A 24719-nucleotide genomic window follows, 5' to 3' on the forward strand; every position below is an offset into this window, starting at 1 on the left:
GGACAATGAAAGTTTTAGAGAAAAACCAAACGAAAATACTTGAAATAGAAAAGCTGTTGAGGGAAATAATCACATCTCCCGCTGAGTTTAAAGATGATGAAGAGTTGATTAAGGCTCTTAAATCACAATCTGGTATCGCTAAATATCAGAATCAAGAGCGTAATATCACATCATGCTCATTAAACACGGTCAAAAGCATCTCAGAAGCACTTCTGGAAAGAGGCTTCTTATCATTAGATGAGCTTCGTATTAATGCAAAACTGGCGGTAGAGGCTGTACATCACAATGAGAAAGCTTCTAAAGGAAACAAGCAAACTGTCGTGGGTTTAAAGCACAAAGTCGCTGAGCTTGAATCAGAGCTAGATGCAGCGCAGCGCAGCAATTCGTTACTGACCGTTATGGTTTCAGAGTTGCGTTCTAGATTAAAGCAACTAGCGAATCATGAAGGAACAGTAGAAGAACGACAGGAGCTTTATCGAGAGCACAATCGGAAGATTGAAGCGCAGATGAACTTCACTTTGAATGGAGAGCTATGATGGCGGTTCGTAAGCTTAAAAACTTTGAGCAATGGAGTCATCTTGGGTTTGATGGGAAGCTTGTCTTTCGTAAGCCACTGGATATTCCTTTCGTAACCTACAGTAATCATACTCCTTGCTATGAAGCCAATGCCTACATCCATAGTTTGATTGTGAGAAACTTAAAAAGTGACACCATTCGAGGGTATGCCCACGATATCATCCACTTGGTTCATTTTATTGAAAAACAGCCACTATTGAGTCGGTTTAGTCAACTTACTGACGCAACATTCACTCTTTTCGTTCAATCACTACAGGCGGAGAGAACACCACTTGGCGAACTGAAGCGCAAGAATAACTCCGTTATAAAGATTGCGCATACCTGTTTGGATTTTTTGCAGTTTATCCAAGAGTTTCATGATTTGAGTGCTTTCATTGGCAAAGATAAAGGTAACTCAATTCAGATACTTGAAAAACATTACAAGCGCAAACAGGAAGGCTATAAAGGGTTCATTGAAGGCACTAAAATTACGCATTCTGCTGTACCAACTAAAGACGAGATAAAGAAACGTCACCCTGTTTCAGAAGATGATGCCTTGCGTGTTTGGGAGCTTATAAAGACCCAGAAAAATAAAGATAAGCGCAGAAGGGATATGGCGTTATATACTGCAATGGAGCAGTTAGGTGGTCGAGTGTCCGAGCTTCATTTGATTAAAATGACCGATTACGAGGAAGCTAGACGCACAGGTATGCTCACTCTTACCACTTTGAAACGTAAAGATGATAACACCACTCGAAAGATACCTGTCCCACACCTTTTGTTATCTGTGATAGCGGATTACATTAAAGTTCGTAAGAAAGTCGTGAGGAAGAAAAAAGCCCAACATGATTATCTATTTGTCAGTTTAAAAACAGGCTTACGCTTATCCGCAGATTCATGGACAACGTACATGAACTCATGGAAAAAAGAGCTTGGTATCGAGGGAGAGTTACACCCGCACTTATGGAGACACGCATTTATAACAGATAAGCTCAAAGAGCTTATTCTTGCCACTAAAGAAGTGAATGATAAGGACGATTTCCGAAAGCACTTACTTCACACGCAAACGTTTAAAATGCAGCTTCAACAGTGGACAGGCCATACAAATCTTAGCTCTTTAGATACTTATATTGACCTCGCATTTGCAGATATTCACGGCTACGCAGAGGTTTATAATGCAGTATCTCTAAAGTCGAGTGTTGACCTAGCAAAGCGTCAGATTGAGTTGTTAGAAGAGCAGATAGCAAGGAAGGAGTTAACGCCTACCGCAGCACTCGGTGAAATGAAGAAACTATTGGGAGCTTTTCAATCTGATATAGATAAAAGCATTGTTCCTTCGTCACAGTAAAAGTTCATCCTCAAGCGGTCATGTAACACGTCTTTGGATAAAAAACTGTTAGGCAATTTGCTTATTTAGGCTGGTAGTATTAAGAAAAGTAAGTGTAAAGAACATTCTAATAACTATCTTATTGTATACAACGAGATAGTCAAAATGACCAGCTTGTTGTTGGACAGATACGCGTTAGACTTAAGCTCTGAAAGTGATTCTTAAGTGAGTCATCTAGAGGTTTTAGTTTTGAATCGACTCAACTGAGATTTCTAGGAAGGGAAATTAAGAAGAGGCTTGTTCAGATTTTATAAGGTGCGGATTTGAGCTTATTTCACTGCGAGCAACTATGAGTTTGGTATGTTGCTTCTTCAAAACATCTATATCTTCTTGTGAATACCCCGCCTTTTTCGCTGCAGCAATACTTTTCTCTAATTTCTTAATATCACCATCAAATCGACGAATCACTTTAAGCTCTTCAAGAGGTCTGACTCCAATTGCGGTAAAGGCATATTCCAATAACCAAAAAAGCGCACCAATTAAAGCAGGCACAGCAGTAGAAACAAGTGCTGCATTCTCAGGATTCCCCCAAGCGTTATACATAGCAATAATTGCAGTTGAAGCGCCACCAATAGACAGACCAGGCGATAAGGCTTTGCTTGAGTTGTTCTTAGGCTGCTCAGCCATTTTTATTGACCTTCAAAACGGAATGCTTTTCTATGTGTCCAGTAGCCTTCAGAATCACATCAGCTATTTCATCTGTATTATCAAGCTTTATAATTCTTGTCGTTGAATGGTAGTTATCTCCTTCAACTTTAAGCTTTATAGTGGTGGCGGGAACAAGATAAAGAGCTATAGCACGACCCAGTAAACGACAGATACGAGCAATCCACGGAAGAGACATGAAAATCCCTACCGTCAGAAATAAGCTCATAATTGTGTCGTGCTCTAAATTCATAGTATTAACCTAGCTGACGAATCACTTCTTCAATAGTGTAACGTGTATTCACAGAACCATCAGGTTTTGTTGTCTTAACTGTTTTCATCATCACTAAACAAGGCTTAGTTTTTGAAAACTCTTCATAGCCTTGATTAATTCGGCTGATAAAGGCTTCATGATTCATACGAACTGATTCAATCTCACCATTCGGTAATTTAAACTTCCAACCTGTAGCTGACTCGAAGTTTACCTGAGAAAAGTGAATTGTCATCTGATTTGTTTCTTCTTCCACTTGCTCAAGAGTTTTCTGAGGTAGCTTTCTGAAAGCTGCTGCATCTTCACTAACTACAACTATTACCTCATCATCATTTTCATTTTTGATGATTAGCTTTGCATCGTCCTTGTTCTCAATTGGTGTTGTGAATACTGTTTCTATATCCTTGCGAACATCTTTATTTAACAGTATTTTAGCAATATTCGGTTCAAGTTCATGCTCTTCGCCATCTTTGGTTTTAAGAATCACCTTGCCGTCACGTTTCAAACTACCAACGATTTTTCGACCCTTTAACGCTTCCATTGCCCCCAAAACAGTATTAGCACAACCTACACCAACTGCAGTTGATATACCTAAAATTTGCAACACGTCGGCTCCACCAGTGTTTAGCCATGTTACAAATTCAACCATAAACGAACCTTCTTGATGTGCTCGAACCTTCACTTGAAGATCAGACTGCTCACCATTAATAAGCCTATTGGAGCTTTTTATCGCATTCGACAAACTTAAGATCGAATGTCCAAGAGTCTCAGCATCAATTGTATGGTTAGCTGTTTCTTCCATATCATACGACAGTTTGAATACTTGTTTACTTGGCTCATTACTACTAGGTGCCATAACTTAACCTTTGTCATTAATTTTTCTTGTTATAATAAACAGAACCTCCTTTTTTGTATAATATTTTAGACACTTACAATAGAAAAAAGCTCGTTTACTTCTCGATTTATGATTGTAAAAGCTATAAAGAACGCACAGATGGTATCGGTTCGAGCAATTTCCATCGTTGAGCACACTTTTGGCTTCATTCTTTCCCTTTCAAGAGTTGGAGAAAGCTTTCGTCTCTAACAAGGAATGGGAGCTAATTGTTTTAGCTGGTAGTTTTGCTATCTATCTGAATTAGTAGTTGCACCAAACGATTAAGAGAATATTCATTCATGAGGAGGGGCTAGATAAAGAAGTCCGATTGAACGGATAATATAGCGAGTTTTCCGGCTAAATAGAAAAATGAATGGCCTACCGTTCCACTAGTATCTAAAGCAATACGCTCCACTAAATCGAACTACACTAATAATATTCAAAGTCTCGAATTGACAATATTTATTATTCAAACTCGATATTAGGAAAATGCCTGAGTTTGAGCGCAAAGTGCTCGATTCATTACGGGAGCCGCTTGAGTCTGGGCACATTGTAATTTCTCGCGCCAGCAGTAAAACGACCTTTCCTGCCCGCTTTCAGCTGATTGGTGCCTTAAATCCTAGCCCGTCTGGTTATTACGATGGCAATCAAACACGTACCAATCCTCAAGCGATATTGCGCTATTTAAGCCGTTTGAGTGGACCATTACTTGATAGGTTTGATATGTCGATTGAGATCCCAGCCTTGCCTCGTGGCACATTGACCGAAGGTGGTGATCGGGGCGATACGACTGCTGTGATTAAGTCTCGGGTCGATCAGGCAAGAGTGCGAATGTTAGCGAGAAGTGGCAAAGTGAATGCGCTGCTATCAACCCGAGAGCTCGATCAACATTGTCCATTACAGCAAGCAGATGCGGCTTTTTTAGAAAACGCACTGCATCAGCTAGGACTATCTATTCGGGCGTATCATCGGATTATTAAAGTGGCACGCACAATAGCGGATTTAGCTGGTGAAACTAGTATTGGTCGAGGGCACCTTGCTGAAGCATTGGGGTATCGTTCGATGGATAGACTCTTAAAGCAGATCAATAGCCAAGTGGTGTAGCTAGACGTGGTTATAAGGTAAGAAAAAAGGGCCATTCGGCCCTTTTTGTAATATAGAGGTTGTGCGATTACTTTTTCAGTAAGTAGTTAACTAGCTCAAAGTACTCGTCAGCAGATTTGATCTTACCTGTTTTCACTAGGTATTTATTGTTGACTATCACAGCAGGCACGCCTGTTAGACCTGCATCTTCAAAGGCTTTATCAAAACGGCTTACCATAGAGTTAACGGCAAAGCTGTTGAATGCGCCATCAAACTCAGCAGCAGGAACACCTTCATCGATGAAGATTTGGCGCACTTCTTCTTCATTGCGTGGTGGTTTGTTTAGTGTGTGAATGCGGTTAAAGAACACTGGCACCATTTTATCTTGTACACCCAGTACCACAGACGTTGCGAACGCTTTGCTCATCACTTTGCCCATTGGGCCACCCATGAAAGACACATGCATTTTTTGTAGCTTAGCATTTTCAGGTAGCTTTGTTTTTAGCTGCTTGATCATTGGCTCAAATTGGTAACAGTGTGGGCAGTACAATGAGAAGAACTCGGTCACAATAGGGGTTTCAGACTTAGGTTGATCGAGAACTTGGTAGTAATCGCCTTCTGTGAATTTTGCAGCATGTACAGAAAACGACAGTAATGCAGCGCTGGCTAACGTAAGTAACTTCTTGAACATTGGTATGACTCCCTGATTGTCCTTGTCATGGCTATAGATATAACCTGAGTTTTTATATTAATGATTGTTGTTATTACCACTGAGGCATAAGTTGCAATGGTGCTTCATTCAGTGATGCAATTTGTTCTTTAAATGCAAGTACTTGCCCTTCCCAATATTTTGCATCAGCAAACCATGGGAATGCACGTGGAAACGCAGGATCTTGCCAGCGTTTTGCTAACCATGCCATATAATGCACCATTCTAAGACCGCGTAAAGGCTCAATTAGTTGCAATTGGCGCTGATCAAACTCTGCAAATTCACCATACGCTTCCAATAAGGTATCAAGCTGGGCTAATTGATCGGCACGCTCACCGTTAAGTAGCATCCATAGATCTTGGATCGCCGGACCATTACGGGCATCGTCAAGATCGACAAACATTGGCCCATCACGCCAGAGAATATTTCCCGGATGACAATCACCATGAAGACGAATAGCTTGCCAATCCGTTGACCAATATTGCTCAAGAACACTAATTAACGTATCAAGATCAGCGAAGAATGTGGCTTTTAGGTGATCGGGAATAAACGGGCTATTCGCCAATAATTGACGTGGCTGATAAACGTACTCTTCCAATCCCATGGTTGGACGATGTTGGAACGCTTGGCGTTGCCCGACTTGGTGAATGCGACCTAAATAGCGACCTACCCACTCAAGCTGATCGAAATTATCAACTTCAAATTGGCGTCCACCGACACTTGGAAATAGTGCAAAACGGTGACCATTGAAGTTATGTAGCGTTTGTCCATTGATCGCAATTGGTGCAGCTACAGGAATGTCGGCTTCCACTAACTCTTGGGTAAATTGATGCTCTTCGGCAATTTGCTCATCGCTCCAACGTCCAGAGCGATAGAATTTGGTGACGTAACGCGCCCCATCTTCCGCTTTAAATTGGTAAACCCTATTTTCATAGCTGTTAAGTGCAAGTAATCCAGATTCCGCGCGAACCTCAATACCATCTAATGCATCAAGTAGTAACTCGGGAGTGAGATCTGAAAAACAAAAATCGTTTTTTTCCATGGAGCAGCCCTAAAGACAGAGAGTAAGCCGCTAGTGTACCTTAATCTCTGTATTGCGAAATCAAAAGGGTCATTACCTGACCCTTCCAAATAGTATGTTTAGTCATTAGTTTAGCGAAGCTTACCAATAAATCGACTTTCTGTGCTTAACGAATGTTGCTCATCTCCTTGCCCAGTTGAGAGTACAAAGCGAATGTTTATGATCGGCTCTTTTAGATCGTAAGGGTCGACCCCTAAACTGATCGGCAAGCTCACAATATTACCGACATCAACGGTGATCACTTGCGGACCATACCATTGAATATCATCAATCCCTTCCGCAGTTAGGGTAAAGGTGGTGTCTTGTTGGAACTTATTGATGATCTTCAGGGTATAGGTATTTTCAATTAAGCCTTGGTCGTTTTCTTTAAACAGCTGGGTGCGATCGCGGATCACATCCAAACCCATTGGCTGAATAGTATTAAGTAATACGAAAAATAGCCCAATCATAGCTACCAGAACCGAGCCATATCCGATTAATTTTGGTCGTAAGACTTCGGTTTTCTGCCCTGCTAATTGGTGCTCTGTGGTATAGCTGATCAACCCCTTTTCATAGCCCATTTTATCCATGGTTTGATCGCAGGCATCAACACAGGCACCACAGTTAATGCACTCGTATTGCATTCCTTCTCGAATATCAATGTCTGTTGGGCACACTTGGACACAAAGGTTGCAGTCAATACAGTCACCAAGCCCTTGCTCGGCAGGGGTCGTTTTACGAGAGCGAGGGCCGCGTTTTTCACCGCGTCGAGTGTCATAGCCGACAATGTAGCTGTCTTTATCAAACATAGTGGATTGGAACCGAGCATAAGGACACATGTGGATACAGACAATAGATCGCATCCTATCTGCATTAACGTAAGTACAAATGGTGAAAAAAAGTACCCAGAAGGTTATCCAAGTCGATGATTGCCAAGTGAAGAACTCTACAAGTAGGGTTTTGATTAAAAGAAATCAATGTTGAAGCTGGTGTTTTTTTGGATAATAAAAAAGCAGGTCAAATAGAGCCTGCTTTTAGAATTAAAATAAAAATGATTATTTCTTTGTTGGTCGCTTCCAGCCTTGAATTGTACGAGCTGGTGCACGAGTGATCACTAACTCACCTTCGCCAATATTACGATTAATTGTTGCGCCAGCACCGATGGTTGCACCACTGGCAACTTTCACTGGTGCAATAAGCTGTGTGTCAGAGCCAACAAACACATCATCACCAATTTCAGTTTTAAACTTGTTTGCGCCATCGTAGTTACAAGTAATAGTACCTGCACCGATATTTACGTTAGCACCAATTTCAGCATCGCCTAAGTAAGTTAAGTGACCCGCTTTTGAGCCTTCGCCTAAACGTGCCTGCTTCATTTCAACAAAGTTACCTACATGCGCTTGTGTTTGTAACTCTGTGCCTGGACGTAGTCGCGCAAATGGACCTACAGTACAAGACTCACCAACCGTTGCACCTTCAATCACAGAGTACGGGCTGATCACAGTATTGTCGTCAATTTCACAATCTTTTAGTACACAGCCAGCACCGATAACCACGTTATCACCAATGCTAACACTGCCTTCAATCACCACGTTTACATCAATTTCAACGTCAGTACCGCATTGCAGCTCACCACGTAAATCAAAACGCGCAGGATCGCGTAGCATCACACCTTGCTCAAGTAGGCGCTCAGCCTGCATTGCTTGGAAAGCACGCTCTAAACGCGCAAGCTGTACGCGGTTATTCACACCTTCAACTTCAATCGCAGCCACAGGATGTACCGCTTCAACGGCACGACCTTCATTGTGGGCAATTTCTATGATGTCCGTTAGGTAGTATTCACCTTGCGCATTGTCATTTTTAAGTGCAGATAACCAGCGCTTCAAGTCGCCACCGTTAGCAACCATAACACCAGTGTTGATTTCTTTGATCAGCTTCTGCTCTTCAGTTGCATCTTTTTGCTCAACGATAGCAACAACAGGACCGTTACGACGAACAATACGACCGTAACCTGTTGGATCATCAAGCACAACCGTTAGCAGCGCAATACCGCCGTCAGGTTGTGCATCAAGTAAGTTTTCAAGTGTTTGTGCGCTAATAAGTGGCACATCACCATAAAGAATTAATGCTTTCTCATCATCTGCAAGGTTAGGTACTGCTTGATTAACAGCATGACCAGTACCTAATTGCTCTGCTTGCAGCACCCAGTTAACACTTTCTTGTGCTAACACTTGCTGCATCTTGTCACCACCATGACCGTAAACTAAGTTAATAGTTTGCGCACCAAGATCATTACATGTGTCAATCACATGCTTAACCATCGGCTTACCTGCCAAAGTGTGAAGCACTTTAGGCAAATTAGAATACATGCGGGTACCTTTACCCGCAGCTAAAATCACAGCACTAAAGCTCATGATGGGATATCCCTCTTGATGCATAAATTCATAATCTTTCTCTATTGTACCGCCTACTTAGAACAGTTTTAAGTGCTAGCGCTTATTTCTCACCGACAAATAACATGCTCTCGTCGCAATTTAGTTCATTAATAAAAAGAAAATAAGCAGGTACGGTTTCTCGCTAGCGGCGAGCGTATAGGTAACAATAGAGCAAATATAAAAAAAGCGACCACAATGGTCGCTTTTTTACTTTCTTTAGCGTCAGACTAGCGTGCGCGTTTTGTTAACTCAATAACGCGTAGCTGAGCAATGGCTTTCGCCAGATCACTCGCTGCCTGCGCGAAGTCAATATCGCCATGCTGATTGTGGATTCGCTCCTCAGCTTGACGTTTCGCTTCTTCTGCTTTCGCGGCATCCAGATCGACACCACGAATAGCAGTATCGGCTAATACCGTCACTGCAGCAGGCTGAACTTCAAGCATACCGCCAGAAAGATAAATCACATCTTCCTCACCACCTTGCTTGGTAATACGTACCATACCCGGAGTGATAGCAGTCAGTAGTGGGGTGTGACCTGCGTGAATACCCAGTTCACCTTCGCTACCCGTTACCTGAATATTTTCAGCACGACCAGAGAACAGACGTTTCTCAGCACTGACTACTTCCAGATGGAAAGTTATCGCTGCCATGTCGCCTCCTAATTAGCTTACAGCTTCTTCGCGTTTTCTAATACGTCTTCAATCGCACCACAGTACATAAATGCCTGCTCTGGGATATCGTCGTACTCACCCGCTAGTAGGCCCTTGAAGCTACGTAGCGTATCTTTTAGCGATACGTAGATACCTGGGTCACCAGTGAAGACTTCTGCAACGTGGTAAGGCTGAGTTAAGAAACGTTCAATCTTACGTGCACGAGATACAGCTTGCTTATCTTCTTCAGAAAGCTCGTCCATACCTAGGATTGCAATGATGTCTTTTAGCTCTTTGTAACGCTGAAGTAGGCTCTGAACGCCACGCGCAATGTCGTAGTGCTCTTGACCAACAACCAGTGGATCTAGCATACGAGAAGTAGAATCCAATGGGTCGATAGCAGGGTATAGACCTAGCGATGCAATTTGACGAGAAAGTACAACTGTTGCGTCAAGGTGCGCGAACGTCGTTGCTGGTGATGGGTCAGTCAAGTCATCGGCAGGTACGTATACCGCCTGAACAGACGTGATAGAACCAGTCTTCGTTGACGTGATACGCTCCTGAAGTACACCCATCTCTTCTGCAAGTGTAGGCTGGTAACCTACAGCAGATGGCATACGACCTAGCAGTGCTGATACTTCTGTACCTGCAAGGGTGTAACGGTAGATGTTATCGATAAATAACAGTACGTCACGACCTTCATCACGGAAGCGCTCAGCCATTGTAAGGCCTGTCAGAGCAACACGTAGACGGTTACCTGGTGGCTCGTTCATCTGGCCGTAAACCATTGCTACTTTAGACTCTTCAGGATTTTCGATGTTAACAACACCTGCTTCCTGCATCTCGTAGTAGAAATCGTTACCTTCACGAGTACGCTCACCAACACCTGCAAACACAGATAAACCTGAGTGTTTTAGGGCGATGTTGTTGATAAGTTCCATCATGTTAACGGTCTTACCAACACCTGCACCACCAAACAGACCGATCTTACCACCCTTAGCGAATGGACAGATAAGGTCGATAACCTTAACGCCTGTTTCTAGTAGTTCAGTTACGTTTGATTGTTCTTCGTAGCTAGGTGCTGCGCGGTGAATAGCGTAACGCTCTTGCTCACCGATCTCACCACACTCATCAATTGGTTGACCTAGTACGTTCATGATACGTCCTAGCGTCGCGTTACCAACTGGTACTTCAATAGGGCGGCCTGTGTTTTCAACAGACAAACCACGACGTAAGCCATCAGAAGTACCCATTGCGATACCACGAACAACACCACCACCAAGTTGCTGCTGAACTTCAAGTACTAGCGTACCGTTCTCTTTTGCATCAACGTGAAGGGCATCGTATACCTGTGGTACAGAGTCCTGTGGAAACTCTACGTCGACTACCGCACCGATGATCTGTACGATCTTACCTGTAGCCATCGTTAATCCTCTAAACTTATTAATTCTTTGCCTTATACAGCAGATGCGCCAGAAACGATTTCTGACAGTTCTTGTGTGATCGCAGCCTGACGAGCTTTGTTGTACACAAGTTGCAGTTCATCAATCAGATTACCTGCATTATCTGTTGCAGCTTTCATCGCTACCATTCGTGCCGCTTGCTCACTGGCAAGGTTCTCAACCACACCTTGGTACACTTGTGATTCGGCATAGCGAACCAACAGGGTATCAAGTAGGGCTTTCGGCTCGGGCTCATAAATGTAGTCCCAAGAATGGTTGCGCTGCATTTCTTCGTCTTCTGACTTAGGCAAAGGCAACAATTGATCAATCACTGGTTCCTGTACCATGGTGTTTACAAACTTGTTGTAAACTACATACAGGCGATCCAATTGGCCTTCATCATATTTCTTCAGCATGACGCCAACAGTACCAATCAGCTCATCAACGCTTGGTGAATCACCAAGACCTGATACTTGTGCTGACACGTTACCGCCGTAGCTATTAAAGAATGCCGTTGCTTTTGCGCCAATTAACGCTAAATCAACTTCTGCACCTTTGTCTGACCATGTCTTAATGTCAGTGATCGCTTTTTTGAACAAGTTAATGTTCAAGCCACCACATAGACCGCGGTCAGTTGAAACAATGATGTAACCAACGCGCTTGGCTTCACGCTCTTCGAGATAAGGATGCTTATACTCAAGGCTACCAAGGGCGATATGACCGATCACTTTGCGCATAGTTTGTGCGTACGGACGTGATGACTCCATCGCTTCTTGCGTTTTACGCATTTTAGAAGCAGCCACCATTTCCATCGCTTTAGTGATCTTTTGCGTGTTTTTAACACTACCGATCTTGTTACGAATCTCTTTTGCGCCATCCATCGTTACTCTCCGTTAGAAGGTGATCGCAAGCGATCACCAACCAATTACCAAGTCTGGGTCGCTTTGAAATCTTCTAGCAGTTTCGCGAACTGCGCAGCGATTTCGTCGTTCCAAGCACCCGTTTCATCGATCTGAGCAACTAGCTCAGCAAACTGACCTTTCGCGTAAGAAAGTAACGCTGCTTCGAAATCAGCAAGCTTAGTTAGCTCAACATCATTCAAGTAGCCTTTTTCAGCTGCAAAGATAACAACCGCTTGCTCAAATACAGACATTGGCGCGTATTGTTTTTGCTTCATCAGTTCAGTTACTTTCTGACCATGATCTAGCTGTTTCTTAGTTGCGTCATCAAGGTCAGACGAGAACTGTGCGAATGCCGCTAGTTCACGGTACTGTGCAAGTGCGGTACGGATACCACCAGACAGTTTCTTGATGATCTTGGTTTGGGCAGCACCACCTACACGAGATACAGAGATACCTGGGTCAACCGCTGGACGAATACCGGCGTTGAACAGTTCTGTTTGTAGGAAGATCTGACCATCGGTGATAGAGATAACGTTAGTCGGTACGAATGCCGATACGTCACCCGCTTGGGTTTCGATGATCGGTAGTGCCGTTAGCGATCCTGTTTGACCTTTCACTTCACCGTTAGTGAATTTCTCAACGTAGTGCTCGCTTACACGAGAAGCACGCTCTAGAAGACGTGAGTGAAGGTAGAAAACATCACCAGGGAATGCTTCACGACCTGGTGGACGCTTAAGCAATAGTGAGATTTGACGGTAAGCAACAGCCTGCTTAGACAGGTCATCGTATACAATCAGTGCATCTTCGCCGCGGTCACGGAAGTATTCACCCATCGCACAACCAGAGTATGGTGCTAGGTATTGCAGTGCCGCAGCTTCAGATGCTGATGCTACAACAACGATGGTGTTTTCCAGTGCGCCGTGCTCTTCAAGCTTACGAACTACGTTAGCGATAGTTGAAGCTTTACTGGTAATAGCCACATACACAGAGTAGATACCAGAGTTTTTCTGGTTGATGATGGCATCGATTGCCATCGCAGTTTTACTGGTTTGACGGTCACCGATGATCAGCTCACGCTGAGCACGGCCGATAGGGATCATTGAGTCAACTGCTTTGTAACCAGTTTGTACTGGTTGATCAACAGATTTACGATCGATTACACCCGGTGCAATTACTTCAACAGGAGAGAATGTCTCTGTTTCAATTGGACCTTTACCGTCGATTGGCTGACCTAGTGTGTTCACAACACGACCAAGTAGCGCAGGACCTACAGGTACTTCAAGAATACGACCAGTACCGGTTACCTTCATGCCTTCCTGTAGAGAAGCATAAGGGCCCATCACAACAGCACCTACCGAGTCACGCTCAAGGTTAAGTGCCAGTGCGTATAGTCCGCCTGGTAGTTCAATCATTTCACCTTGCATTACGTCAGCAAGGCCATGGATACGAATAATACCGTCGCTTACAGAAACGATAGTACCTTCGTTACGCGCTTCACTTACAACGTTGAAGTTTTCAATACGTTGCTTGATCAGTGCGCTAATTTCCGTGGAATTAAGTTGCATGCTCCAATTCCCCAAATCAAGACTGCAAAGTATCGCTCAGACGGTTCAATTTGCCCCGTACAGAGTTGTCGATAACAAGGTCTCCAGCTCTAATTACAACCCCGGCAATCAGGGTCTCGTCTACACTGTAAGTCAGCATAACTTTACGCGCTAAACGCTGCTCAAGTTTCGCGCTAATGGCGTCTAGTTGAGACTCATCTAAAGCAACGGCAGAAACCACTGTTGCTTGGATGGTGTGTTCATGTTCATTTTTCATAAACATAAACTCTTCACAGACATCCGGTAGCGCCTTAAGGCGTCCATTTTCAGCCATTACCTTTAAAAGGTTTTGACCAAATTCATCGAGTTGCTCACCGCATACTGAAACAAAAATCTCAGTTAGCTTTTCAGCAGCAAAACCGCTATCCAGAACATCCTGCATAGTGTCGTTTTTTGCTACTTCACTAGCGAAAGTCAGCATTTCTGCCCACTGTGCTAGTGCGTTCTTCTCGACCGCAAAGTCAAAAGCTGCTTTAGCGTAGGGGCGTGCGATAGTAGTCATTTGTGACATAAGCTTGCCCCTTTAATTACAGTTCTGCAGTGACTTTGTTAAGAATATCTGCTTGAGCGTCCGCATCGATCGAACGTTCAATGATCTTCTCAGCACCAATCACAGCCAGAGTTGCAACTTGTTTTCTTAACTCATCACGAGCACGGTTACGTTCAGCTTCAATTTCCGCCATACCTTGCGCAAGAATCTTCTCACGCTCAGTTTGAGCTTCAGCTTTCGCTTCATCGATAATTTGAGCTTTACGCTTGTTTGCTTGCTCGATCAACTCACTCGCAGCGCGTTTCGCTTCTTTAAGTTGATCTGAAGCATTCGCTTGTGCAAGGTCAAGGTCTTTGGCTGCGCGATCTGCGGCAGCCAAGCCGTCAGCAATCTTTTTCTGACGTTCTTCAATCGCTTCCATAATTGGTGGTCATACATATTTCATGCAGAACACCACGAAGGCGAAGAAAGCGATAGCCTGACCCAGCAAAGTTGCATTCATATTCACAACGCATCTCCTTAAAAAGGGTTGCTAGAGTCCATTTGCTACTTAATGTCAGGTTTTAAGCAAACCTGACACTACGATTTATTAACCAGCTAGCTGACCAACAAATGGGTTTGCGAATGTGAATAGCAGCGCGATTACGATACCGATCATTGGTACCGCATCAAGTAGACCAGCGATGATGAACATCTTAACTTGAAGCATTGGAGCCATTTCAGGTTGACGTGCAGCACCTTCAAGGAACTTACCACCAAGAAGTGCGAAGCCGATCGCTGTACCAAGGGAAGCAAGACCTACAATAATGCCCACGGCAATCGCAGAAAAGCTTAGTAAAGTTTCCATCACTATCTCCAGTTTATAGTTGTCGGCTAAAGCGCCATATAATAAAAATGTTTACAAATAATCGTTAATGATTGTCTTCATGTGCCTGAGACAGGTACACGATAGTTAACATCATGAATACGAATGCTTGAATTGTAATGACCAGGATGTGGAAAATAGCCCACGGTACCGAGCCTAGCCATTGAGCCCACCACGGCATTAGTGCCGCGATTAGGATAAACACCACCTCACCAGCAAACATGTTACCGAATAGACGCATACCCAGTGAAATTGGCTTCGCTAGTAGCGATACCACTTCAAGAAGTAGGTTAAACGGGATCATTACTGGGTGATTGAACGGGTGAAGAGCCAGTTCTTTCGCAAAGCCGCTAAGTCCTTTCACTTTGATGCTGTAGTAAATCATCAATGCGAACACGCCTAACGCCATTGCCATGGTGATGTTAACATCAGCACTTGGAACCACTTTCATGTAAGGGATCCCGACGCTTGCTGCTGCATACGGAATGAAATCAATTGGCACTAAGTCCATGATGTTCATTAGCAGTACCCAACAGAAAATCGTCAGTGCTAACGGAGCTACAAGTGGATTGCGTCCATGAAAAGTGTCTTTTACGTTGGTATCAACGAATTCAACCACCATTTCAACAAAACATTGTAATTTACCTGGAACTCCTGATGACGCCTTCTTCGCAACTGAACGGAATACCCACAAAAAAGCTAAACCAATCAAAACAGAGAAGAAAAGGCTGTCAATATGCACCGCCCAGAAACTACCTTCACTCGCTAAACCTAGCTTATCGGTTGATAAGTTGGTTAAGTGGTGAGTAATGTAGCTTGACGGCGTTAGCGCTTCACCTGGCGCAGCCATAACTCATCCTATTTGTTGTTGTTAATGAATAAAACCGGTCCAAAAATATTAATACCAAGGGCCAGCAAATAGGTTAGTTTGAGGGGAACAAGTTCCACCCCTATATACAGGTAAGCAATGGCAAAAAGGATGACTGTGATAAGAATTTTTAGCACTTCTCCGCCATAAAATGACGCCATGACTAATCGTGCTTTCCTAGCACCACTAAACATGAAGGCACACATTGCGAAGACAGCATTGGCGATCACGAAGATGCCACCACCAATCAATGCAGAGATTCCCCAGTCAACATTGACAGCAAAAACTGCCGTTAATGCCGTTGCTATCACGACGCCAGATTGTAGTAACAGCAACCGTTTTGCCAATTGGCGTCCCGGTTTAGCTAGCGTCGATACCATGTATTCGTTCCTCGAGTCCATTCCTTTACACGATCCGTGCTTGGGAAAACAGCGAAAATTATACGACTCATAAAATTGATTGCAATCAAATAGCAGCAAAAAAAACAGTTAGATTTTACAACACTCTAACTTGATCACGATGATGTTATACTTTTAACAAAAGTTACACATTCGACATCACATGTTTCGCTCGAGCATTGCAATAATTTGCTCAAGTTTGTCTTGTTGATCAAAGTTAATAACGAGCTTTCCTTTACCAGTTTTGGTCTGATTTATCGCCACCTTGGTGCCAAGTCGCTCGGTTAGCCTATTTTGTAACAGCGCGACCTGCTCGCTAACTGGCTTTGGTGACTTCGGTGCCGAAGGGTTTAATAGGGTTTTAACCAGTTTTTCAGCTTCACGAACAGTTAACAAGTTATTGACAATTTTTTGTGCTGTAGATAACTGTTGTGCTTCATCAAGGGATAGTAAAGCCCTTGCGTGACCCATTTCGAGCTTTTTTTGCTCGACTAATTGTTTTACAGGCTCACTTAATTGGTTTAAACGCAATAAGTTAGAGACAGCAGCACGTGATTTACCCACCGCATCAGCAATTTGTTGATGAGTCAGTGAAAACTCTTGCTGAAGCCTTGCAAGCGCAACCGCTTCTTCGATGACATTGAGATCTTCACGCTGAATATTCTCAATCAATGCGATAGCCATAGTAGCACGATCATCAACGGCTTTGACTAAACAAGGCACTTTAGTTAAACCAGCAAGCTTCGCGGCTTGCCAACGGCGCTCAACGGCGATGATTTCGAAATCGTTGTTCGCTAGACGACGAACAACGATTGGCTGAATAATACCTTGGGCGCGGATCGATTCAGCCAATTCAGCCAAGGTTTCTTCTGTCATGGATTTACGAGGTTGATATTGGCCTGATTTCAGCGCATCAACAGCCAGTTCTCGTAACTCACCGTCAGTTTGCTCTTCAACAGATGGAGTCGCTTGATCGTTATGTTGCTTTGCTTGCGCAACCGCACTGGTTGACAACAACGCATCTAGACCTTTACCGAGGCCACGTTTATTAAAATTCATGAAAAACCTTATGCGTCCACTGGAGTGACAGTTTGTAATGCTAATTCGTCGCGGCGGATCATTTCGCCCGCTAAGGCTAAATATGCTTTAGCGCCACTTGAATATTTGTCGTAATACATTGCAGGACGGCCATGACTCGGCGCTTCTGCTAAGCGGACATTACGTGGAATAACGGTACGGTAAACTTTATCGCCAAAATGCTTTTTCAACTGCTGTGAAACTTCATTGGCAAGGCGATTGCGAGGATCAAACATGGTACGGAGTAACCCTTCGATCTTGAGCTCGCTATTGACCACTGCGGTCAATTTACTAATGGTATCCATTAATGCGGTTAAGCCTTCTAATGCGAAATACTCACATTGCATAGGCACTAACACAGAATCTGCAGCCGTCATGGCATTAATGGTTAAAAGGTTTAGCGATGGGGGACAATCGATAAAAATATAATCGTAATCATCACGTACGGTAGCCAGTGCTGAGCGCAAACGCACTTCACGGGCAAACACTTCCATCAATTTGATTTCTGCAGCAGTGACATCACCATTAGCGGCTATCAAATGATAACCGCCAGTGGTGTCTTTAATAACAACGTCATTAAATGGGGTTTCTTCGACCAGAAGATCATAAGCGGTAGCATCAACTTGGTATTTATCAACCCCACTTACCATGGTCGCGTTTCCTTGCGGATCGAGATCAATTACCAACACTTTTCGTTGGGTGGCGGCCAATGATGCTGCCAAATTTACACAAGTGGTTGTTTTACCTACACCACCTTTCTGATTAGCTACTGCTATGATTCTTCCCACAAGAAAACCTCAACAATTAATCCTTTGCCGTTAAGACTACTAGATGACGCTCGCCTTCTAAATCAGGAACCTGTAAAGATTTCACCTCAACAACCGAGCACCACTCTGGCAGATCTGCCGCTTCTTGCTCGTTGTATTGGCCTTTCAATGCTAGGAACTGACCGCCAGACTTTGGTAGATGATGACACCAGTTCACCATATCAGCCATCGATGCAAACGCACGACTTAACACTGCATCAAAGCCATCTTCTGCTTCAAATTCTTCAACGCGACTTTGTACCGTTGTCACATTGGTAATTTTCAACTCATGGATCACTTGGCGGATAAAGCGAATGCGTTTACCTAAGCTATCTAGCAAGGTAAATGATTTATCAGGACACATAATAGCCAGCGGGATCCCAGGCAAACCAGGACCTGTACCGACATCAATATAATTTGTGCCACCTAGATACTTGCTGACCACAATACTATCCATAATATGTTTAACTAACATTTCGTTAGGATCACGGACAGAGGTCAGATTATACGCTTTATTCCACTTATGCAGCAGTTCGACATAACCGATCAGCTGGTCAAGTTGCTGTTCTGTGACCTGCAGGTCAGTTTGGGCGATAAGTTGTACCAATCGTTGTTTCATTGTTTACCCCTTATTCACCTTTTTTTAGCAAGCCGTGCTTTTTCAGATACACAAGTAACAGAGAAATAGCAGCCGGTGTGATACCTGAAATACGTGATGCCATACCAATAGATTCTGGTTTTGCATCCGTTAGCTTCGCCACCACTTCATTAGATAGACCTTTAACTTGGCTATAGTCTAAATCAAACGGTAGTTTCGTTTTTTCATGGCGAAGTGATTTTTCAACTTCTTCACGTTGGCGATCGATGTAACCTTGGTACTTGACCTGAATTTCAACTTGCTCGCGCGCTTCTACGTCTTCATGAGCTGGCGCAAAAGTTTCAATTGCTGTTAATTGCTCATAGCTCACTTCTGGACGACGAAGAAGATCCTCGCCACTTGCTTCACGAGTGATCGGTGCTTTTAGGATCTTATTAAGTTCATCAACATGATCCGATTTTGGATTGATCCAAATATCTTTCAAACGTTGACGTTCAAGCTCCATGTTTTCCAGTTTCTGATTAAAACGCGCCCAGCGCTCATCATCCACTAAACCTAGCTCGCGACCTTTTGGTGTTAAACGTAGATCAGCATTGTCTTCGCGCAATAATAGACGGTATTCGGCGCGAGAGGTAAACATTCGGTACGGCTCTTTAGTACCAATGGTCGATAGATCGTCGATCAATACGCCCATGTAAGCTTCGTCACGACGAGGGCTCCAGCCTTCTTTATCTTGTGCTTGAAGCGCTGCGTTCATACCCGCCATAAGACCTTGCGCTGCCGCTTCTTCGTAACCGGTAGTACCGTTGATTTGACTGGCGAAGAATAGACCATCGATGTACTTATTCTCGAAGGTTTGTTTTAGATCGCGCGGGTCGAAGAAATCATACTCAATCGCGTAGCCAGGGCGCACAATTGTTGCGTTCTCGAAGCCTTTCATCGAGCGTACAATTTGCATTTGCACATCAAACGGTAAGCTGGTGGAGATACCATTTGGATATAATTCGTTAGTCGTTAAGCCTTCTGGCTCGATGAAGATTTGGTGGCTGTTTTTATCAGCAAAACGCATCACTTTATCTTCGATAGACGGACAGTAACGAGGACCGATCCCTTCAATCACACCAGCGTACATTGGGCTGCGATCCAAGTTATTGCGGATCACTTCATGGGTACGCTCATTGGTGTAAGTAATAAAACATGGGATCTGACGTGGATGATCCGATTGCTTACCCATAAATGAGAAAGTCGGCGTTGGGTTATCACCGTGTTGTGCTTCTAGTACGCTGAAATCAACGCTTCGTGCATCAATACGTGGTGGTGTACCTGTTTTTAGACGATCTACACGTAGTGGTAATTCACGTAGACGATCAGCCAGTGCAATCGATGCAGGATCACCTGTACGACCACCGCTGTAATTTTCTAAACCAATGTGGATCTTACCGCCAAGGAAAGTACCTACGGTTAGTACCACGGTTTTACTACGGAACTTTAGTCCCATTTCCGTTACAACACAAGCTGCACGATCATTTTCCACAATCAGATCAGTCACTGCTTGTTGGAAAATCATTAGATTTTCTTGATTTTCTAATACGTTACGTACAGCTGCTTTATATAAAGCACGGTCTGCTTGAGCACGTGTTGCACGTACTGCTGGACCTTTTGATGAGTTCAGCGTACGGAATTGAATACCGCCTTGATCAATGGCTTTTGCCATTAAACCGCCCAGGGCATCAACTTCTTTAACCAGGTGTCCTTTCCCGATCCCGCCGATCGCTGGGTTACACGACATTTGGCCCAACGTATCGATATTATGGGTCAACAGTAAGGTTTTTTGTCCCATTCGGGCTGCTGCCAATGCGGCTTCAGTGCCAGCATGACCACCACCCACAACGATGACATCAAATTTTTCCTGGTAAAACATGGAACTTCCTCAGGTATTTAAATAGCCAGTGAGTTAACTCGAGCAAAGGGCGGACATTCTATCCTTTTTCTGTGCAAGAGAGAATCTTTCATCAAGATCATTTGATCAATGCAATTACGCTCTTTAAATATATATAAGATCTTTTTAAAGAGATCTTCTGTTAGATCTACTATTAGGATCACCTGATCGTGTGGATAACCGTTAAATGATCCTAATGATCATGCGTTTAGAGAGGATCATTTACTGTGGAGGAGCTTGGATCTGATCGGGTATAGGCTGGGATCAAAAACAGCACTTATTCACAGGGGGGAGGAGGTCTATAAGTTATTAAATGGATAACTATGGGTTGATCACCGTTTTGATCTATAGTTATCCACAGAAAAAAGATCGAAATTAGTTATAATTCTGAGTAAAAATTGACGCTTTTTTACGCATCAAGCAGATTTACCCACGAATTAAACCATTCTTCAGCTGGTTCTTCAGGCACTGGTGTTGATGAAACATCAATATCGAGACGCTCACCAAGCTGATTTGCACCTAGAGAAAGTAACAATCCTTCTATTTTCTTACCTGCGGCACAGAAAGTATCGTAATTACTGTCACCAAGGCCAATAACGGCAAACTTAACACCGCTGAGATCCGGTTGTTGCTGCTCTAGCTCTTCGGCAAACGGTAAAAAGTTATCTGGATATTCGCCTGCACCGTGGGTTGAGCAGATGATCAGCCAAATATCGTCTTGATTTAGGCTTGAGAATTCAGCTTGGTTGATCACTTCTACTTGATGACCATTATCTTCTAATAATTCAGCCAAATGATCGGCAACATATTCGGCACCACCAAGAGTGCTACCTGTAATTAGGCTAAGCGTGCTCATAGTTATCCTTTATATAGAGAGAAATCGCTAGTTTGTGCGTATAAACGCGATCTCGCTGATGAACCATTGGGTATTGTTGGCCTCATTGAGGTAATGAAGCCTACGATGGGGCTTAGGTTATCGTCTATTTATACACTTATCTATGCTTTCGTGATATCCACCAGCAAATTTACTTATATTGAGAGGAAAAAGTGTGGGTATTTTTAGCAAATGATCAGTTTTATAAAGGAGATAGATGATCATTGAGTTGTGATCTTATTTTTGTGGATGAAATCGAGATGATGATCTTACCCACATGATCTTGATATCTTAATCACAAGCTTATGATCGTGAATATATGATGATCCAAGTGGATAAATCGAGAAGAAAACGATCTATTTTCTTAATGGGGTTAGATAGAGCTTACTGGTGTCTGGATGGCGTGAAATACGGATATTATCGTGATAAAGCTGGCGTAATTGGGCTGGAGTTAAGACTTGCTCTGGGGTGTCGAAAGCGATCAGTTCACCTTGTTGAAGTAGTAATAAGCGATCGCAAAACTCCAGTGCAGTATTGAGATTATGGAGTGCCACCAGCGCAGTTTTTCCTTGCTGGCATTGGGCTGTAATGATGTTCATTAGTTGAGATTCATAGTAAATATCAAGGCTAGCGGTTGGCTCATCAAGCAGCATTATATCGGCATTTTGCAGCAAAATACGGGCGAAATGGACTCGTTGTTGCTCCCCGCCAGATAATTGGTTAAGTGGCTGATCTAATAACGTTTCTATGTTTGTTTGTGCAATGATGCTGGCAAGTTCATCGGCGTTATTTTGATTGGGATGGCTATAGGCGCCATAACTAATGACATCTTTGACCAAGAAAGAAAATGCGGGCTCGCTATGCTGGGGAAGGTAGCTTAAATGCTGTGCACGATCTTGATGAGAATAGCTCGATAACGGTTTGCCTTGTAGCGAAATGCTACCACTCGAAGGGAAGATATAGCCTGATAAACACTTTAGTAGAGTGCTTTTACCTGCGCCATTTGGGCCGATAATACCCACCAGCTCACCAGGATATACTGTGAAGTCAATGTTATTGAGTAAAGCCTTGTTACCCTGAGTTAAAGACAATTGTGTCACGTCTAGGATCGTACTCATTGGGTAATTCCTTTGTACTGACTGCGGATCAATAAAACAATAAAGTAGATACCGCCGATCACGGCAGTGATGATCCCCGTTTTTAATTCGTTAGGGGCAATAACGGTTCTGGCTAATAAATCGCAAAGTAGCAAGAACAGTGCACCGAACACAGCAGAAAAGGGGAGTAAGCGACGATTGTCAGGACCTAATACCAACCTGACTAAATGCGGCACAATTAAACCAATAAATCCGATAGGACCTGCCACAGCAATAGCCATCGCGGTTAATAATGTGGTTAAACCGAGTAACAGTAATCGGCTACGTTTTACATTGACTCCCATACCATGGGCATTTTGCTCGCCTAGTGCCAGTAGGTTCAATATTTGCCCGTTACGAAGCAAGATCACTGCAGCAATTAATATTATCGGCGTTGGCCAGAGTAATTGCTGCCAGATCCGCGAATCTAATCCGCCCATGGTCCAGAACACAAATTCACTAACTTCATACTGCTGAGCGGTAAGTAATACGCCCATGGTTAATCCACCGAGTAGGCTTGATACGGCGAGTCCTGCCAAGATTATAAACAGTCCTTGTTGGGCAGATTTGGCGGCCAGGAGGTAAACCAAAGCAGCACTGGCTAAAGCCCCCATTGTGGTAAATAAAGGTAATCCCCCTAAACTGCTAGCACTGATCCCTGTCACTATTGCAACTACTGCGGCAAAGCTGCTACCAGCACTTATCCCTAGAATATCGGGGCTGGCTAATGGGTTTTTGAATAAGCCTTGGCTACACGCCCCCGCTAAAGCGAGTGCGCCACCAGCAAGAATGGCTGCGCAGGCTCGGGGTAGACGAATATGAGCGATAATGGCATTGGCGAGAGGATAATGCTCGGCGGCATATTGGCTACCATGGGTTAGGTAAGCGAGAAATAAGCCAGCGACATCATGCAGTGGTATCGATACTGAGCCGATACAAAGGTATATCGCCAGTATTACGAAGAACAAGATGAATGTGAGTAACCACTGATAGCGGGATGCCAATTTATTCATGGGCTTGCTTTGTTTTATTGTCACCATAAACGTGGTGGTTAAGGTAGATGATCGCATCAACAATGTATTGGCTATCGGTTGAACGCAGTGATTGCGGTAAACAAATCACCTTGTTGTTTTTGATCGCTGTTAATTGTTGAAGTGAAGGATCGGCTAATAACTCTTGGCGAAACTGATTACTGTTATCGGTATTGTCTTTATCACAGGTACCAGGAATGATGATCACATCTGGGTTTAAGACTAATAACTGCTCCTTGGCGAGAGGAACTTGTCCGTATTGATCACCTTGGACGTTAGCAACAACATTGGTTAAGCCTGCACGAACCATAATAGTATTAATGGTTGAGGCTTCATTACTCGCCGCGCCCCATGGAGTGTATTCCACCGCCGTTAATCTGTGTTTCGGTTTAATAAGTTTGGTTGCTAGCTTGGTATTCATTTCATTAACTAGCTGTTGGGCACGTTCAGATTGGTTAACGAGTTTACCAAGCAACAAAATATTGTTCTCGATATCGTGAATGGTATAGACGGTATTAAAGACAAACACGGTGATACCAGCTTGGCGTAAAACCTCTATTTTTTGTTGATCGCTCCAGTTTGCAGCAATAAGCAGATCCGGTTTATTGGCGATAGTACGCTCTATATTGAGATCCAATAAAGGGATTGAGCTTGGGATCTTATTTGCGATCAGAGAATAAGAGGGATCTTTGCTTAAACGACTCAAACTGGTGATCTGATTGGCTGGTAATAATTCTATCAATACTTGATCGCTAAACATGCTTTTTGATGAAACACGTAATGGTGCTTGTTTTAATGTCACCGTGTGGTTCGTTGCATCCGTGACAGTCAGAGGATAACGCGTTGCTTGTATAGCATGAGCGGAAAAAGGCATCACAAAAGCTGTGATAAGTGAAAAGGTATGAAAAAATTGACGTGTCATGATCATTAATCGCAAAGCATATAAAGACTGCTTACCGCTCTTCCTTGGGCTAGCAAAAGATGGCGCACATAGTTAGTGATTTTGATTTAACTGTCAAT

The 24719-nt window shown here is 43.5% G+C and carries 24 protein-coding genes and 3 pseudogenes; 3 read left to right on the top strand and 24 right to left on the bottom strand.

All coding sequences use genetic code 11. The annotated features are described in order from the left end of the window. The first annotated feature begins 5 nt into the window (after positions 1-5). Complete coding sequence (locus Q7674_RS21685; RefSeq protein ID WP_045064189.1) at positions 6-536, top strand: hypothetical protein; 531 nt, start codon at positions 6-8, stop codon at positions 534-536. Continuing rightward, positions 536-1903, top strand: a complete 1368-nt coding sequence (locus tag Q7674_RS21690) for a site-specific integrase (protein WP_045064190.1) — start codon at positions 536-538, stop codon at positions 1901-1903. The genes Q7674_RS21685 and Q7674_RS21690 overlap by 1 nt, the downstream gene beginning before the upstream one ends. Before the next feature lie 264 nt (positions 1904-2167). On the opposite strand, the gene Q7674_RS21695 is transcribed toward Q7674_RS21690, so the two are convergent. From Q7674_RS21695 to Q7674_RS21705, 3 genes are read right to left on the bottom strand one after another with little or no spacing between them, the layout of a single operon-like run. After that, entirely contained in the window at positions 2168-2569 is a 402-nt protein-coding gene (locus Q7674_RS21695) for a hypothetical protein (RefSeq protein WP_045064191.1), read from the bottom strand. Further along, positions 2562-2840, bottom strand: coding sequence for a hypothetical protein (locus Q7674_RS21700; RefSeq protein ID WP_045064193.1), 279 nt, complete (start codon positions 2838-2840; stop codon positions 2562-2564). Before Q7674_RS21700 ends, Q7674_RS21695 begins: the two co-directional genes overlap by 8 nt. 4 nt (positions 2841-2844) lie before the next feature. Beyond that, positions 2845-3714 (bottom strand): LAPAL motif-containing putative phage structural protein, encoded by an 870-nt coding sequence (locus Q7674_RS21705; protein ID WP_045064195.1) that lies wholly within the window; start codon positions 3712-3714, stop codon positions 2845-2847. Between the two features lie 492 nt (positions 3715-4206). On the opposite strand from Q7674_RS21705, the pseudogene Q7674_RS21710 reads away from it, so the two are divergent. After that, a pseudogene (locus Q7674_RS21710) lies at positions 4207-4836 on the top strand (magnesium chelatase subunit ChlI family protein); the annotation flags it as partial. Positions 4837-4903: 67 nt separating this feature from the next. Here the strand turns inward: Q7674_RS21710 and Q7674_RS21715 are convergent. From Q7674_RS21715 to Q7674_RS21815, 21 genes and pseudogenes are all read right to left on the bottom strand, one after another. Beyond that, on the bottom strand, positions 4904-5506 hold the full coding sequence (locus tag Q7674_RS21715) for a thiol:disulfide interchange protein DsbA/DsbL (RefSeq protein ID WP_045064199.1): 603 nt from the start codon (positions 5504-5506) through the stop codon (positions 4904-4906). A 73-nt stretch (positions 5507-5579) separates the two neighbouring features. Further along, positions 5580-6566: a serine/threonine protein kinase gene (locus tag Q7674_RS21720; RefSeq protein WP_045064201.1), complete on the bottom strand. Its 987-nt coding sequence runs from the start codon at positions 6564-6566 to the stop codon at positions 5580-5582. A gap of 110 nt (positions 6567-6676) precedes the next feature. Further along, positions 6677-7558: pseudogene (gene ccoG, locus Q7674_RS21725) on the bottom strand (cytochrome c oxidase accessory protein CcoG); the annotation flags it as partial. An 81-nt stretch (positions 7559-7639) separates the two neighbouring features. After that, a complete protein-coding gene (glmU, locus tag Q7674_RS21730) occupies positions 7640-8998 on the bottom strand; it encodes a bifunctional UDP-N-acetylglucosamine diphosphorylase/glucosamine-1-phosphate N-acetyltransferase GlmU (protein ID WP_023933999.1) in 1359 nt (452 codons plus the stop codon). A gap of 248 nt (positions 8999-9246) precedes the next feature. Then, positions 9247-9669 carry a F0F1 ATP synthase subunit epsilon gene (locus Q7674_RS21735; protein WP_008988332.1) on the bottom strand — a complete coding sequence of 141 codons (423 nt, stop codon included), beginning with the start codon at positions 9667-9669 and terminating at the stop codon, positions 9247-9249. A 17-nt stretch (positions 9670-9686) separates the two neighbouring features. Further along, positions 9687-11093: a F0F1 ATP synthase subunit beta gene (gene atpD / locus Q7674_RS21740; RefSeq protein ID WP_008988331.1), complete on the bottom strand. Its 1407-nt coding sequence runs from the start codon at positions 11091-11093 to the stop codon at positions 9687-9689. 32 nt (positions 11094-11125) lie between these two features. After that, the gene (gene atpG / locus Q7674_RS21745; protein WP_305423350.1) at positions 11126-11992 is read right to left on the bottom strand and encodes a F0F1 ATP synthase subunit gamma; all 867 of its coding nucleotides are present in this window, start codon (positions 11990-11992) and stop codon (positions 11126-11128) included. 44 nt (positions 11993-12036) lie between these two features. Beyond that, complete coding sequence (gene atpA / locus Q7674_RS21750; protein WP_305423352.1) at positions 12037-13578, bottom strand: F0F1 ATP synthase subunit alpha; 1542 nt, start codon at positions 13576-13578, stop codon at positions 12037-12039. Positions 13579-13594: 16 nt separating this feature from the next. Next, a complete protein-coding gene (gene atpH / locus Q7674_RS21755) occupies positions 13595-14128 on the bottom strand; it encodes a F0F1 ATP synthase subunit delta (RefSeq protein WP_008988328.1) in 534 nt (177 codons plus the stop codon). 16 nt (positions 14129-14144) lie between these two features. After that, positions 14145-14615: pseudogene (atpF, locus tag Q7674_RS21760) on the bottom strand (F0F1 ATP synthase subunit B). Positions 14616-14696: 81 nt separating this feature from the next. Further along, positions 14697-14954, bottom strand: a complete 258-nt coding sequence (atpE, locus tag Q7674_RS21765) for a F0F1 ATP synthase subunit C (protein ID WP_005372317.1) — start codon at positions 14952-14954, stop codon at positions 14697-14699. 64 nt (positions 14955-15018) lie between these two features. Continuing rightward, the gene (gene atpB, locus Q7674_RS21770; RefSeq protein ID WP_305423356.1) at positions 15019-15822 is read right to left on the bottom strand and encodes a F0F1 ATP synthase subunit A; all 804 of its coding nucleotides are present in this window, start codon (positions 15820-15822) and stop codon (positions 15019-15021) included. A gap of 8 nt (positions 15823-15830) precedes the next feature. Further along, a complete protein-coding gene (locus Q7674_RS21775; RefSeq protein ID WP_008988325.1) occupies positions 15831-16220 on the bottom strand; it encodes a F0F1 ATP synthase subunit I in 390 nt (129 codons plus the stop codon). Positions 16221-16397: 177 nt separating this feature from the next. Then, positions 16398-17297, bottom strand: a complete 900-nt coding sequence (locus tag Q7674_RS21780; protein WP_305423358.1) for a ParB/RepB/Spo0J family partition protein — start codon at positions 17295-17297, stop codon at positions 16398-16400. 8 nt (positions 17298-17305) lie between these two features. Then, a complete protein-coding gene (locus Q7674_RS21785) occupies positions 17306-18103 on the bottom strand; it encodes a ParA family protein (protein WP_305423360.1) in 798 nt (265 codons plus the stop codon). A 16-nt stretch (positions 18104-18119) separates the two neighbouring features. Then, the gene (rsmG, locus tag Q7674_RS21790; protein ID WP_305423362.1) at positions 18120-18740 is read right to left on the bottom strand and encodes a 16S rRNA (guanine(527)-N(7))-methyltransferase RsmG; all 621 of its coding nucleotides are present in this window, start codon (positions 18738-18740) and stop codon (positions 18120-18122) included. 10 nt (positions 18741-18750) lie between these two features. Continuing rightward, positions 18751-20640 carry a tRNA uridine-5-carboxymethylaminomethyl(34) synthesis enzyme MnmG gene (mnmG, locus tag Q7674_RS21795; protein ID WP_305423364.1) on the bottom strand — a complete coding sequence of 630 codons (1890 nt, stop codon included), beginning with the start codon at positions 20638-20640 and terminating at the stop codon, positions 18751-18753. 427 nt (positions 20641-21067) lie between these two features. After that, a complete protein-coding gene (gene mioC / locus Q7674_RS21800) occupies positions 21068-21514 on the bottom strand; it encodes an FMN-binding protein MioC (protein ID WP_008988320.1) in 447 nt (148 codons plus the stop codon). Between the two features lie 374 nt (positions 21515-21888). Continuing rightward, complete coding sequence (locus Q7674_RS21805) at positions 21889-22650, bottom strand: heme ABC transporter ATP-binding protein (protein ID WP_305423366.1); 762 nt, start codon at positions 22648-22650, stop codon at positions 21889-21891. After that, positions 22647-23681 (bottom strand): FecCD family ABC transporter permease, encoded by a 1035-nt coding sequence (locus Q7674_RS21810; protein WP_045064206.1) that lies wholly within the window; start codon positions 23679-23681, stop codon positions 22647-22649. The genes Q7674_RS21805 and Q7674_RS21810 overlap by 4 nt, the downstream gene beginning before the upstream one ends. Then, the gene (locus tag Q7674_RS21815) at positions 23674-24621 is read right to left on the bottom strand and encodes an ABC transporter substrate-binding protein (protein ID WP_045064226.1); all 948 of its coding nucleotides are present in this window, start codon (positions 24619-24621) and stop codon (positions 23674-23676) included. Before Q7674_RS21815 ends, Q7674_RS21810 begins: the two co-directional genes overlap by 8 nt. Between the last annotated feature and the right edge of the window lie 98 nt (positions 24622-24719).

It is taken from the genome of Photobacterium leiognathi (genome assembly GCF_030685535.1).
GTDB lineage: Bacteria > Pseudomonadota > Gammaproteobacteria > Enterobacterales > Vibrionaceae > Photobacterium > Photobacterium leiognathi.

Bases quoted from the DNA above. Each gene is read 5' to 3' on its own strand.
- Q7674_RS21690 (WP_045064190.1), top strand. From the start codon at position 536: ATGGCGGTTCGTAAGCTTAAAAACTTTGAGCAATGGAGTCATCTTGGG.
- atpH (WP_008988328.1), bottom strand. From the start codon at position 14,128: ATGTCACAAATGACTACTATCGCACGCCCCTACGCTAAAGCAGCTTTT.
- Q7674_RS21810 (WP_045064206.1), bottom strand. From the start codon at position 23,681: ATGAATAAATTGGCATCCCGCTATCAGTGGTTACTCACATTCATCTTG.
- glmU (WP_023933999.1), bottom strand. From the start codon at position 8,998: ATGAGCTTTAGTGCTGTGATTTTAGCTGCGGGTAAAGGTACCCGCATG.
- Q7674_RS21775 (WP_008988325.1), bottom strand. From the start codon at position 16,220: ATGGTATCGACGCTAGCTAAACCGGGACGCCAATTGGCAAAACGGTTG.
- Q7674_RS21695 (WP_045064191.1), bottom strand. From the start codon at position 2,569: ATGGCTGAGCAGCCTAAGAACAACTCAAGCAAAGCCTTATCGCCTGGT.
- atpA (WP_305423352.1), bottom strand. From the start codon at position 13,578: ATGCAACTTAATTCCACGGAAATTAGCGCACTGATCAAGCAACGTATT.
- mioC (WP_008988320.1), bottom strand. From the start codon at position 21,514: ATGAGCACGCTTAGCCTAATTACAGGTAGCACTCTTGGTGGTGCCGAA.
- atpD (WP_008988331.1), bottom strand. From the start codon at position 11,093: ATGGCTACAGGTAAGATCGTACAGATCATCGGTGCGGTAGTCGACGTA.
- Q7674_RS21805 (WP_305423366.1), bottom strand. From the start codon at position 22,650: ATGAGTACGATCCTAGACGTGACACAATTGTCTTTAACTCAGGGTAAC.
- rsmG (WP_305423362.1), bottom strand. From the start codon at position 18,740: ATGAAACAACGATTGGTACAACTTATCGCCCAAACTGACCTGCAGGTC.
- Q7674_RS21705 (WP_045064195.1), bottom strand. From the start codon at position 3,714: ATGGCACCTAGTAGTAATGAGCCAAGTAAACAAGTATTCAAACTGTCG.
- atpG (WP_305423350.1), bottom strand. From the start codon at position 11,992: ATGGATGGCGCAAAAGAGATTCGTAACAAGATCGGTAGTGTTAAAAAC.
- Q7674_RS21685 (WP_045064189.1), top strand. From the start codon at position 6: ATGAAAGTTTTAGAGAAAAACCAAACGAAAATACTTGAAATAGAAAAG.
- Q7674_RS21715 (WP_045064199.1), bottom strand. From the start codon at position 5,506: ATGTTCAAGAAGTTACTTACGTTAGCCAGCGCTGCATTACTGTCGTTT.
- atpE (WP_005372317.1), bottom strand. From the start codon at position 14,954: ATGGAAACTTTACTAAGCTTTTCTGCGATTGCCGTGGGCATTATTGTA.
- atpB (WP_305423356.1), bottom strand. From the start codon at position 15,822: ATGGCTGCGCCAGGTGAAGCGCTAACGCCGTCAAGCTACATTACTCAC.
- Q7674_RS21780 (WP_305423358.1), bottom strand. From the start codon at position 17,297: ATGAATTTTAATAAACGTGGCCTCGGTAAAGGTCTAGATGCGTTGTTG.
- Q7674_RS21720 (WP_045064201.1), bottom strand. From the start codon at position 6,566: ATGGAAAAAAACGATTTTTGTTTTTCAGATCTCACTCCCGAGTTACTA.
- Q7674_RS21700 (WP_045064193.1), bottom strand. From the start codon at position 2,840: ATGAATTTAGAGCACGACACAATTATGAGCTTATTTCTGACGGTAGGG.
- Q7674_RS21815 (WP_045064226.1), bottom strand. From the start codon at position 24,621: ATGACACGTCAATTTTTTCATACCTTTTCACTTATCACAGCTTTTGTG.
- Q7674_RS21735 (WP_008988332.1), bottom strand. From the start codon at position 9,669: ATGGCAGCGATAACTTTCCATCTGGAAGTAGTCAGTGCTGAGAAACGT.
- mnmG (WP_305423364.1), bottom strand. From the start codon at position 20,640: ATGTTTTACCAGGAAAAATTTGATGTCATCGTTGTGGGTGGTGGTCAT.